The sequence below is a fragment of the Spirosoma aureum genome, assembly GCF_011604685.1.
GTDB classification, from domain to species: Bacteria; Bacteroidota; Bacteroidia; order Cytophagales; family Spirosomataceae; genus Spirosoma; species Spirosoma aureum.
In genome coordinates this window covers 1,137,927-1,150,452 of record NZ_CP050063.1, presented here as the reverse complement: position 1 = coordinate 1,150,452, position 12,526 = coordinate 1,137,927, and the positions used below count along the sequence as shown (strand labels likewise).

Here is a 12,526-nt window from a genome sequence, read left to right as displayed (position 1 = left end):
TTCTTTTTCCGAAAACAGACTACAATAAATTTTTCCCGAAAGCGACAATAGAATTATGGATCAGAAATCAATTCCTACTTTATATGAATGGGCAGGTGGCACCGATAAACTGGAACAGCTAACCACCTTATTCTACAGCAAGGTTTTTCAGGATGAATTGCTGGAGCCTGTCTTTCGGAACATGTCGCCCGAACACGCCCGCCATGTAGCGCACTTCCTTGGTGAAGTTTTTGGCGGGCCAGCTGCCTACACGCAGAATGACCACGGTAGCCATGCCGATATGGTAGCCCATCATGTTGGCAAACACCTTACCGAACCTATGCGCAAACGCTGGATGACCCTCCTGCTGGACAGTGCAGACGAATTGGGACTACCCGACGATCCGGAGTTCCGGTCGGCTCTGGTTGGGTATCTGGAGTGGGGAAGCCGGATTGCAGTATTGAACTCAACGGCGACCGAGAATCCCGTTCAACCCAATGAACCAATGCCTAAATGGGATTGGGGTGTTCCTGGCGGCCCCTATCAACCTTAATATGTCAATCAACCATAAAACCCGTGATCGCCTTATGACTACCACGGGTTTTATAGTACTCTTTTAACGTTGGCGTTTCAACCAATCGGCTCACTCATTGAACTGAATACTGTTTAGCTGAATGATGTTATCGTTCGGTTTATCGCGTTTCACGACCACAATGTAGACATCATGTTTGCCGGTGATCGGTTTGTCGAAACTACCCGTCACTTCCTTATTCGTTTTCCAGTCGCCAGTGGCTTTATAGGCTGTTCGACTCACAACCGGGGCCGCGTAGGAATCAAGCCGAATCTCAATTTCACCATCTTTGTTAACCGACGAATAGTCGTAGGTGAGCGACTTGATATTGGTCAGGTCAATATCTTTCAGCAGAACATAGGCTTTGTGATTACCGGCAGCCAGTCGATTACCCCACCGCGGAAAACCAACGTAAGCATCGGCATTCAGCGTTTTAACTTTAGCGTTCCGTAGCGTCACTACGTCGGTGCTGGTGAGTGGACCAACGGCTTTGCCGCCATTATCCGTGTAAGAAGCCAATAAGGTATACTGCCCACGCGCGTCTTCGGCTTTGTGCTCGTTTAAAGCCAGTGTTCCTTGCAGCGGAACTGCTTTCTGGTTTTGCTTATCAGTCAGGGAGAAAATGTACTTCACCATTTCCTGAGCGTCCTGAACCGGAATTTGCGGGTGAGCACTCATTAAATGATCTTTGCTCCAGCTACCGCCCCCGCCTTCAATGATTTTCCTGGCTAAACGTTCTACCGTTCCGGGCTGGCCTTTGTAACGACTGGCAACCGCCACAAACGTTGGTCCAACCGAGGGCTTATCGATGGTGTGGCAAGCTTTGCAGTCACTACTGGCAATGAGCGTTTTACCGAGTGTTCCGTTGCCAATTGCGGCCAGATCCTGATGCCCCTGCTGAGGGCCAGCCGTTGGCGCAGCACCCGGTTGCGGGCTGTAGGCATAAAGCACCTGTATCTTCTTCGGATCGATCTGTTTATCTTCTTTATCGGCCACTTTCACGCTGTAAGTGAAGGGTTTGCCTTCCCAGAAAAATGATTTATTACCCGTTGTCGTAATTGCTACATCAGGTCTGGCGTTACCGACCTTAACAACAATCGTGTCCTTGCCAACCTTTCCCGTCTGGTCCGTTACTTTCAGAATGGCATTATAGACGCCGGGTTGTGTATAAACATGAGTCGCATTGACCTGGGTAGCGCCGACGGTCTTGCCATCAAACAACCATTGATACGTGAGGGCATCGTCGTCCAGATCGGTTCCCCGTCCGCTGAACTTCACCCGCAGGGGAGCCTGTCCTACAGCTTCCCGAATTACGGGTGCATTGCGTCCGTCAGAAGTTAGGTAAGAACGGGCATTGCGTTGCGCTGTCGCTATCGAATCGATAACCATTGCTCTGGCGATGGGAGCCCGATTGCCCGTATTATACTCAATTTTTACCAGCCGCGCATCGTCGTTATCAGCTCCGTAAACAGAACCGTATTCGAGCATATACATCACGCCATCTTTCCCGAAGGCCAGATCGATGGGTCGCCGGAAATCGCCATTGGCCGCCATAAACGGCTCATTACGAACATAGTTTTCGTCTTTATCGAACCGAACATCTACTACCCAATTGCGCATCCAGTCGAATATAAACAACGCGCCATCGTAGTATTCGGGGAATTTGGTTTTGGATGGGGAGTTTTTGTCATACGTATAAAATTCGCCTGCCATTGCACTCCGTCCGCCAAGACTCAGCTCTGGAAATTCCTTGGAAGCCGCATAGGGATACCAGATCATTGCCGACGTCGTAGGTGGCAGATTTTTAAGACCCGTATTGTTGGGAGAACTGTTGACCGGTGCTTTGGGGTCGAAAAGCGGGCCGGTAACATTCGTTGCAAAGTCAAGATCAGGGTAAGGCTGGCTATTGCCAATAAACAGTGGCCAGCCATAATTGCCGGGCTTCTTGGCCTGATTGAACTCATCATAGCCGCGTGGCCCTATTGTACTGTCTTTACCCGCATCGGGGCCAATTTCACCCCAATACAATACGGACGTTTTCGGATTGACCGCAATTCGATACGGGTTACGCAGGCCCATCGTGTAAATCTCCGGGCGGGTTTGGGCAGTGCCTTTCGGGAATAGATTACCGTCGGGAACTGTATAAGTCCCATCAGGCTGAGGATGAATACGTAAGACTTTACCTCTCAGATCATTCGTATTGGCTGCTGTACGTTGCGCATCAAGCGTCAGATGATCGGCCCGTTCGTCGATAGGCGCATACCCATTCGATGGGAAGGGGTTGGTATTATCACCTGTCGACAGAAAGAGGTTTCCTTCCTTATCCCAGGCCAGAGAGCCACCGTGGTGTGCACTGGCTTCAAATTCGCCGGGAATTTTCAGTACTATTTTTTCAGAAGCCAAATCGAGCGTGTTATCGGCCTTAACCACAAATCGAGACAAGTGGTATGTTGGATCTTTATCGGTGTTGGGCGAATAATAAACGTAGAGGTAGTGGTTACTCGCGAAATTTGGATCAAGCGTAACCCCCTGAACACCAAAGCCCTGCTTGGTAGCCACGGCAAATTTATGCATCACTTTACCCTCGTTTGTCTTTGTGTTATAAACCGACAGGTTCCCGCTCCGCTCGGTAAAAAACACCCTGCCATCGGGGGCTACTGCTAGCTCCATTGGCTCATTCAGGTCATTGACCAGCACCGTTTTCACAAAGCGGTTTTCTTCCGGCATCACAACGGCATACGACTTGCTGTAATCCAGTGCCTTGCCATCGCCCATGGCCCATTTCAAACCACCCAGTATATGCTGAACAAACAGGGGTTCGCTAAAGCTGGAATCTTCGTGACCACCACCGGTATAAAATGCTCGTCCACCATCAAAATTATGATACCAGGCAATCGGGTGATTGCTGCCATTGATGCCACCGTCGTAGGTGTTCTCGTCCAGATTGGCCAGCACTTTCAGATCAGAGTAGAACGAACGATAGTTATACCATTCGTCGGTGCGCTCCCAATGATCGGGCAGATGAGCCGTGGAAATATGACTTTTATCGGTTACGTCCACAGTAGCTTTGCGAACGTTGGAGTTGCTGGGATGGCTCGCAAAATACCCGCCCACCAGCTTATTATACCATGGCCAGTCATATTCCGTATCAGCGGCTGCGTGAATACCCATATAACCGCCACCGGCCTGAATAAAGCGCTCAAACGCAGCCTGTTGGGCCTGGTTCAGCACATTACCCGTTGTGCTCAGAAACACCACGGCCTGATAGTGTTTCAGACTATCGTCGTTAAAATAGTCGGCATTTTTAGTCGTATCGACCTGAAAGTTATTTTCCTTGCCAAGTTTCTGAATGGCTGCAATCCCGAACGGAATGGACGTGTGTTTCCAGCCTTTCGTTTTTGAGAAGACCAGCACACGGGGTGGATTGGCCGCTCCTGGATTGGCCAATCTAGGAGCGATAGGTTTTGTTGATTCAGATGATGTTGGGGCAACGGTTGTTGCTAAGGAATTACTTCCGGCCTGGTTCGTAACTGCCTGCGTACTAAGGCAGGCGTAGAGGCCAACAGAAGCTCCGGCCGCTCCAAGCAGACGGAGCCAGGTTTTACTGGATGTCAATGGGGAAAACATGGGCAATTTAGGTTGAGTAGGCGCTTAGGATATGACCTGCATAGAATTTGGTAAAGCTTATTCCATGATCTAATACAGATTGTTACCCAATAAGTCCTAATTCGCAACAAACTACCCTGGACTTGCTACATTTGACTAGAGATTTTTCTTAGGCAGATTTGAGATAAACATCAATTTGATTGTGACTTAGAGACATGTGTTTGACGAAAAAGCCCCGTATTCAGTAGAAGCAGAGCAAAAGATGGCAAGTCCTCACTTCCTGCTCTGCCGCAACAGATCGCGTTCTTTGATCAACTCATCCCAGGTCCAGGGTTTGGTTCGATTGGCCGTTTGCTCCCGGATTTTTTTGACCTGCTCCGGTTTCACCAACACGAAGTTGTTCATATAGCCCGATGACATTTCCGGGAAGCTCTGCATGCCCAACTCCAACCGAACATAGGTAAGGACCGATGCAATCCATTCATCACTGTTGGTGCCCATGGGTGGCATTAGCTCATGGTAGGTAACACCTTCAACAGGGCCAGTCAAGCCCTGAAGCAGGATCTTGATCACTTCGTCGCGATTTTCCAGTAATTTGAATTTTCCAGCCAGATGGGGAGCAATTTTCGTTGGGGTTCCCTGCCCCTGCGATCCGTGACAGGTAGCACAGAGTGCCGTAAAAATCTGAGCGCCTTCCCGCACCAGTTGCCGATCGGCCGGGTTCAACGCTGCCAGCCGGCTGCTGCCGATTTTTCGGGTCTCTTCCGCTTTTTTTAACGTACGCTCAATGCCAGTTAGTACGGTATTGTCTGCATGCCCGGTCAGAACGGATTGCACAATAGCTTTTGCTTGATCGGCTTTGCTATACGAAAGTGATAACACCAGTTGAGAAAGTACATCGTAGCTCTCGTCGTTTTTTAGCGACTCCAGTTTATCGAGCAGTTGACTATCATTCTTTTTGAGCCAGGGTTCACTGAGCCATACGGCCGTTTTTCGCACCTCCTGCACAGGATCGTTCAATGTGGCCAGGATGATCGGTTTGTCAATGGCATCCAGGCCTTCCAGTGTCCAAAGTGCATGCATTCGGGTAATGGTCGTTGGCTGTGCGGCTAATGGGCCTTTTTCGCCCAGGGCAATTTGCTTGAGCAATGCGACCACAGATTTGTCGTTTCGGACAATGATTTCTTTCTGGGCATTGTCTCGCCACCAACCATTCGGATGAGCCAGATAGGTGATCAGTTTTCGGGTCGGGTCGCTCAATAGGCTGGGCGCTGGGCCGGGCTTCAGGCCATCGTAGACCAGGCGATAAATCCGCCCCCGTTGTACGTTCTTGTCCAGCCTTTTGGTCATGATCTGGTCGTAGAGATAACTGCCCGGCTGAGCCCAGGTCGACTCCTGAATGATGCCCCGGTACATATCCACGATATACAGACACCCATCCGGCCCTGTATAGGTGTTGATGGGCCGAAAATTCATATCGCTCGATGAGATGAATTCGTCCTGATGATAGACATTAGACAGCAGAACTTTCCCGTCTTTGTTCTGAATATTAGCCCGTCGAATAACTCTGGCAACGGGTTCAGCCACAATATAATCACCGAAAATACTGTTTGTTAACCGGTCTCCCCGAAAAACGGACTGTCCGCAGATGGAGGTAAAATCGGCCATAGTACTATCAGGACGAAGAGTTTTTGGGCCACCGTTCACATCGGGCGTTTTGATTGCCGACCAGACATGGTTAAAGCCTTCCTCAAAGGCATCCGGAAAATCAAGCTGACCATAGGCTGGGTTGATCTGGAAGCCCGAAGCCGCAATGCCGGCAGCTGCCCGGCTGAAAAATACCCGTCCGTAATCGTCATGAGTCAGTCCCCATTGACCAGCGGCATTCGGCAGTGTATCGGCTTTCAACACACCATTTTTGTACCGATAGCGAATCGGATCGATGGTTTCATAAACCCAGTTATCCAGATTCCAGTCCAGACCACTACGCTGGTGTTCTACGTTGCCAAACGCTTTCCGTTTACTCTGAAACACGGGTCTTTTTTTATCGGCTTTGCCGTCGCCGTTGGTGTCCCGATAGGCATAAATGTCGTAGGAATCCGTTTCGTTGACCAGTAACTCATGGCCAACGGTCAGAATGGCGCGAGGCATCAATAAATGATCGATAAACACCGAACGCTTGTCCATTTTGCCGTCTCCATTGGTATCTTCCAGAAGTATGATCCGGCTTCGAGGCTGACTTTGGCCCGTGGCCAGTACGGTTTGCATGTAGGTTTCCATCTGCGCCACATATAAGCGGGCGTTGCCATCCCAGGCCAGAGCCACAGGCTCCGAAATCATCGGCTCACTGGCAACCAGTTCAAGGTGATAGCCTTTGGGTAGCCGGAACGTTTTCATGCTTTCCTGCGGAGAAAGCGGAACGGTCGATGGGGTCTGGCTAACCGTACGGGGCGTTTCGAACGGGTCTTCCTGCGAATTGTCATTGATTCGATCCGAATACCGGGCAGCAGAAAGGCACAATACGGAAATGAGAAGACTACTGGCAGCAATCCAGAAATTACGTTTCATACTATTCTAGTGGTCAAGGTTGTAGGCGTAGTTTTTGGGGCAGGATTTGTGGTGTCAGCTGTGAGCAGCTGACACCACAAATCCTGTCGAAGATATTAAGGAAGTTCGTCGAGCGTAATCTCTTTATAGGCAACCTGCGTTATGCCAGCCCCGTGAATCTGCAGGCCAATTAGCCCCGATTGCGGAATGGTTTCGTCCGACTCGGTATACTCGACGGTTTGATGACCATTGACGTACAAGCGAATACGGCGATTTTCGGCCCGAATTTCGTATGTATTCCAGTCGTCAATTTTCACCCACTTAGCAAGTTGGACAGAATCGGGTTGAACCAGCGTTACCTTCCGGCGCGATTCATCGTACAGGCTCCCCCAGTATTTAGGACCCCAATCGGCCTGATAGCCAATCATTTCGTAGGGTGGGTTCGTGAGCCGTTTGCTGCGAAACTGTATACCCGCGTTGACAAATCCTTTTGTGCCCGTCAGTCTGACTTTTAGCCGCATCGCAAAGTTGGCGTAGCTGCGGGTGGTGCACAAAAAATCGTTGTGTGGTACCATATGGCCGGGTTGTCCGGCGGCAATGGCACCATTCTCGATTCGCCAGGTGTTTACGGTGTCGCCTTCCCAACCCCGAAAGGTTTTGCCATCAAAAAGGGAAACATTTTTTTTGGCAGGAACAGGCAAAAAGCCCACGAGAAACAGGGTAGCAATCGCGGAAACAAACAGAAAAGTTTTCATACGTGTAAACGAAATGATCAGAACCCGTATCACCCTTTACCCAAACGTGATACGGATTCACTCTAGTCAATACCCTGGATTCTGTTTCAGGTCAGGATTGGTAATGATTTCACTCACCGGAATCGGGTAAAGCAGATCCCGGTCCGTAATGTTAAAAGCGGTGGCGATGGGTGCGCTACCCGCCGGATAGTAATAGGCCTGCGGATTAGCTTTGATTTTAGCAGCTTTGGCGGTCATTACCTGAACAGCCAGTCCGCTTCGTACCAGATCGTGCCAGCGTTTATTCTCAAAAGCCAGCTCGATCTGACGTTCCTTCAGAATACTGGCCCGCATATCAGCCTGACTACCAGGGACCAACGGCGGCAGGCCCGCCCGCGCCCGAACCTGATTCAGATAGCCAGCAGCATCTGCCTGCCGGCCTTGCTCGTTAGTGGCTTCAGCCAGCATTAACAGTACTTCGGCATACCGGTAGATCGGTCCATTGTCAGCCGTTTGCCCATAAACAGCGTGTGGATGCAGGTATTTTTTGATGTATGGTGTACGGTTATACGACGTTATTCCGATCAGGGGTGAGGGGCCCGTATAGAAGCCGATGGACGCCGAAAACCGCTGGTCTTTAAGCGTATCTTCATATACCTTCAGTAAATCGGGCGTTGGCACATTGTAACCGCCGTAATTCTGTTGCGTTGCCGGTTTTACACCCGTGAGGATCGACGGGTCTGCCAGGATGGGGATAAACAGATAAGGCAGTGCGTTATAGATTGCCTGCGATGTTCCCTCGGCGTATTGCACATCGAAAATTAGCTCGCTGTTGCCTTTGTTGGTCGGTTTAAAAATATCCGCATAGCTGGGCAAGAGTTTGTACCCAAGCATTGTCACTGTTTTCAGGGCGGTTTCGGCATCGGCCCATGATTTTTGATTGATATAGGCGTCGGCAAGGAGTGTGTAAGCGGCCCCCGACGTAGCCCGCCCTGGAGCCGAGGCTTTGGCGGGTAAGAGTTTGGCCGCTGCTGCGGCATCGATAATTAGCTGCTTATAGACATCGGTGGCTTCTGCCCTTGCTTTAAAGGTATCTTTATAGCCCGTAGCTGGTTCCAGAAATAGCGGAACACCGCCGAAGTTCTTTACCAGATCGAAATACGCAAAAGCCCGTAAAAAAAGTGCCTGTCCTTTCAGGTTCGATTTGACAGCTTCATCGAAACTGGCGGCATCAATTGTTTTTAGTATCTGATTCGCCCGGGCTATAATCAGATAACAATTCGTCCACTTGCCCGCCGTATAGGTGTTGTTTGTTTCAATCGTAAACGTTGCAGGGTCTTCCTGTGGCTTTCCGCCACGCTGGGCAACATTATAAATAAAGAACGTATTGTCGGAACGCATCTCGTTCAGAATCCAATCCTGATTGTAAATCCCCTGGAGGGGAGCGTAAATACCTCCGACTGCCTGTTCAAAGTCTGCCTGCGACTTGTAGAAACTATCGGACGTCAACGACGTTTCTGGAATAACATCCAGAAAGTCACGGCAGGCGCTTAGCGAAAAAAACAGGACACTTAAGGCTATGAGTTTGATTTTCATGACGAATCCTTATTTAAAAACCAATATTTACTCCGAAACTGACCGTGCGGGGAACGGGGTACGATCCTTCATCAACACCCGGCGAACTACCGCTGGATACGTTTCGCGTGTTCACTTCTGGATTTCCCGGATACCTGGTAATGAGCCAGGCATTCTGGATGCTGCTGTATACCCGCAGGCTACGGATGGTCTTTATTTTTAGCGGAAGGGTATAGCCCAGGGTGATGTTCTTGAACGACAGAAAGCTGCCGTCTTTAAGGTAGCGGGTACTCCAGCGGTCGCGTTCCAGGTAAGTAGTTCCCTGTTGCACACTGCCGTATTTGCCAGCACCGGGATCGGTGGGTGATTTCCAGCGATCTTTTACTTCTTCCAGCACGTTAAACGGACCATCGAGATTGGTGAGCCAGTTTTCGTAATGAGCCAGAATCTGGTTTCCATAATTCCCCGTAATTGTCAGACCCAGATCAAAATTTCTGAAATTGAGTTGATTAGTCAGGCCAAAGATAAATTTGGGCCAGGGCGATCCGGTTGTGGTATAATCTTCCGGAAACGTAATCTTGCCATCGCCATTGAGATCCCTGAACTTGATGGTTCCTATTTGTGAGTCAGTGTATTTGGGCGAATTGTCAAAATCCTGCTGATTTTTATAAACGCCATCCCAGACAGCTCCGTAGAACAACCCAACGGGCGACCCAACCTGCGATACGTGGCTATAGAAACCATAATTGACCATACCCTGGTAAATCGCACTGGTTTTTTCGGTCGATAGTTTTTCTACCCGATTTCGGTCGAAAGAAAGATTGAGGGTAGTCGTCCAGGTGAACCGGCTATTACGGATATTGGTGGTGCTAAGACCAATTTCATGACCCCAGAATTTCAGCTCACCAATGTTAGTCTGTATGCTACTAAACCCCGACGACACGGGAACCGAAACGTTATAGAGCAGGTCGCTGGAGGTGGTACGGTAATAATTATACGTCAACTGAATCCGATCGTTCAACAGATACACATCAGCCCCTATATTAAACTGCTTTTTTCGCTCCCAACCCAGGTTATTATCGCCCAGATTGTTGGCAGCTCTACCCTGAAAAAGTGTATTGCCGAAGTCGTAGTAAACCGGTCCAACCGTCGATCGGAAGGAGTAGTTACCAATCTCGAAGTTACCCGTGATACCGTAGCTAGCCCGCAGCTTTAAAAAGGAAACAGGCGTTACGCGCCAGAAATTCTCTTTTGAAACAATCCAGCCCACCGAAGCCGACGGGAAATTGCCCCAGCGATTGTTGGGCCCAAAACGCGACGAACCATCACGACGAATCGATGCCGTGAAGAGGTATTTACTTTTATAATTGTAATTCAGTCGGGCCAGGAACGACAGCAAGGCCCATTTCTGTACATCGCTGGTAACAACGGCTCGCCCGGCTGCACTAACTGCCTGCACTTTATCATCGGTGTAATTGGTTGCCGTGATCAGGTTGTTCTCGCTCCGAAACTGCTGAGCGGTGAAATCGACCAGCCCATCGATATTATGACCGTTAAATTCGTTCTGATACGTTAGTGAATTCTCATTCACCCAGTTGTACATCCGGGTCGTATTATCGGAGCCACTCGGAATGCGGGGCGGAGGAGTGAACAAAACGCCTATGGTAGACGGGTTAAACTGGAATATGTTGTTGTTGCTTAGCTGAATATTAGCCGTTGTTTTGGCCTTTAAGCCTTTTATGATCTCGTATTCAACGTAGGCGTTCGAAAGCAGCCCCTGCGTTTTGTTCTTATACACTTTTTCCTGGGCAACCCGTAGCCAGTTTGGGTTGCCAAATGAAGCTGGATCAGAAGCGGTCAGCGCCAGACTCCCATCGGCATTGTAAGGACTGGCCAATGGACTCGTTGCCAGCGCTCCGGATATGATATTTTCGGTGCCATACGGCCCGCCATCGGTTGCAAAATTGGTATTATAGGAATAGTTAGGCGCCAGATTGAAACCAATTTTGATTTTATCGCTGGGCGTAAACAGGGTATTTATCCGCAGCGAAAGCCGTTGAAAACCCGTTCCAATCACTACCCCGTCTTCTTTAAAATAGCCACCGGTAACGGAGGTAAGGAAGTTTTTCGCGCCGGAACGAAGGCTGAGATTATAACTCTGAACCGGCGCGGTTCGGGTAACAACATCAAACCAGTTGGTGCCTTTTCCGGCGTATTGCGCCGGATTCTGGAAAGCCGGATTCACGGCTCTGCCATTCGATTCGGCAATTTCCTTCTGAAACTGAGCATACTCCTCTGCGTTCATCATTTTCAGCTTCCGGGCGTTGGGAATCGTTTCAAAGCCATAGTACGAGCTAAAGTCGATTTGTGTTTTGCCCGCTTTAGCCGTTTTCGTCTGAATCAGTACGACCCCATTCCCTGCCCGCGATCCGTAGAGCGATGAGGAAGCCGCGTCTTTCAACACGCTGATGCTTTCAATTTCGGCCGGATTGATCGAATTGATATCACCGGTAATCGGCATTCCATCGACAACATACAGTGGATTAGCACCAGCAGTAATCGAAACCGAACCCCGAACTTTGATATTCATTCCCTCGCCAGGCCGGCCGCTCACCTGGTCAATACGGACACCGACCAGTTTACCCTGTAGCATTTGCGCAACCTGCGCTACAGGCGGGTCTTTGAGTTCTTTTGCTGAAGCAATGGCAATGGCACCGGTGATATCTTCTTTTTGCTGCGTACCATAACCAACCACAACCACTTCATTCAGCGATTTCAGGTCGGGAACCAGTTGCACATCCACTGTGGTACGGTTGCCAACCAGCACTTCCTGATTGCTGTAGCCAACAAATGAGAAAACCAGCGTTGTAGTCGCCCTGCCACCCGGATCATCGGGAACGACAAGCTTGTAGTTGCCAGACGCATCGGTGGTGGTGCCGCGCGTAGTGCCTTTGAGTACGACGCTTACACCCGGCAATCCTTCACCCGTTTCGCTGGTGACAACCCCGGTGATGGTTAGGTCGGCATACTCAGCGGACGCTGAATAAGGAGCGGGGTCCAGATCGCCAACGTCCTCTGTTGTTGGTCCACGTACAATGGCAATCTGGCTACCCGTAACCACATACCGAAGTTGCAGTGGCTTCAACAGCCGTTCGAGCACAATGGCCAGTTTTTCCTCTGAGGCCGACAAAGAAACCTTCCGGTCGATCTGGACAATCTGCCGACTATACACGAACTTGACATGGGCGGTTTTTTCCAGCGTCAGCAGGGCCTGCCGTATCGTGTTATTATCCAGCCGAAGGCTGATCCGTTGCTCCAGAAGCTCCTGACCCTTAGCTGCCAGCGCCCCATTCGCCAGCGCAACCGTAAGCAACAATTGGAGTAGCGAAATTCGCATAAGCATCCGAATCGTTTCGTGGTTTGTAAACTTGTACATAACTTGTGGTAGGTTTAGTTATTCCGGGCAAAGGAGTAGCTACACCGATCGGCGGTGGCCCGAAATTGCCGCCCGATC

General features: G+C 50.0%; 6 protein-coding genes. 1 reads left to right on the top strand and 5 read right to left on the bottom strand.

Annotation, left to right across the window (positions count from 1 at the left end):
• The first annotated feature begins 55 nt into the window (after positions 1-55).
• Entirely contained in the window at positions 56-532 is a 477-nt protein-coding gene (locus tag G8759_RS04670; RefSeq protein WP_167205674.1) for a group II truncated hemoglobin, read from the top strand.
• A gap of 90 nt (positions 533-622) precedes the next feature.
• Here G8759_RS04670 and G8759_RS04665 read toward each other — a convergent pair whose 3' ends face one another.
• From G8759_RS04665 to G8759_RS04645, 5 genes are all read right to left on the bottom strand, one after another.
• Positions 623-4,177, bottom strand: a complete 3,555-nt coding sequence (locus G8759_RS04665; protein ID WP_167205672.1) for a ThuA domain-containing protein — start codon at positions 4,175-4,177, stop codon at positions 623-625.
• 252 nt (positions 4,178-4,429) lie between these two features.
• Positions 4,430-6,724, bottom strand: coding sequence for a DUF7133 domain-containing protein (locus G8759_RS04660; protein ID WP_167205670.1), 2,295 nt, complete (start codon positions 6,722-6,724; stop codon positions 4,430-4,432).
• A gap of 95 nt (positions 6,725-6,819) precedes the next feature.
• Positions 6,820-7,458 (bottom strand): 3-keto-disaccharide hydrolase, encoded by a 639-nt coding sequence (locus G8759_RS04655; protein WP_167205668.1) that lies wholly within the window; start codon positions 7,456-7,458, stop codon positions 6,820-6,822.
• A gap of 66 nt (positions 7,459-7,524) precedes the next feature.
• Positions 7,525-9,033, bottom strand: coding sequence for a RagB/SusD family nutrient uptake outer membrane protein (locus tag G8759_RS04650; RefSeq protein ID WP_167205666.1), 1,509 nt, complete (start codon positions 9,031-9,033; stop codon positions 7,525-7,527).
• Between the two features lie 13 nt (positions 9,034-9,046).
• The gene (locus tag G8759_RS04645; RefSeq protein WP_232074129.1) at positions 9,047-12,448 is read right to left on the bottom strand and encodes a TonB-dependent receptor; all 3,402 of its coding nucleotides are present in this window, start codon (positions 12,446-12,448) and stop codon (positions 9,047-9,049) included.
• Between the last annotated feature and the right edge of the window lie 78 nt (positions 12,449-12,526).

Excerpts from the sequence above, each read along its gene's own strand:
- G8759_RS04670 (WP_167205674.1), top strand. The coding sequence starts at position 56 with ATGGATCAGAAATCAATTCCTACTTTATATGAATGGGCAGGTGGCACC.
- G8759_RS04665 (WP_167205672.1), bottom strand. The coding sequence starts at position 4,177 with ATGTTTTCCCCATTGACATCCAGTAAAACCTGGCTCCGTCTGCTTGGA.
- G8759_RS04660 (WP_167205670.1), bottom strand. The coding sequence starts at position 6,724 with ATGAAACGTAATTTCTGGATTGCTGCCAGTAGTCTTCTCATTTCCGTA.
- G8759_RS04655 (WP_167205668.1), bottom strand. The coding sequence starts at position 7,458 with ATGAAAACTTTTCTGTTTGTTTCCGCGATTGCTACCCTGTTTCTCGTG.
- G8759_RS04650 (WP_167205666.1), bottom strand. The coding sequence starts at position 9,033 with ATGAAAATCAAACTCATAGCCTTAAGTGTCCTGTTTTTTTCGCTAAGC.
- G8759_RS04645 (WP_232074129.1), bottom strand. The coding sequence starts at position 12,448 with ATGTACAAGTTTACAAACCACGAAACGATTCGGATGCTTATGCGAATT.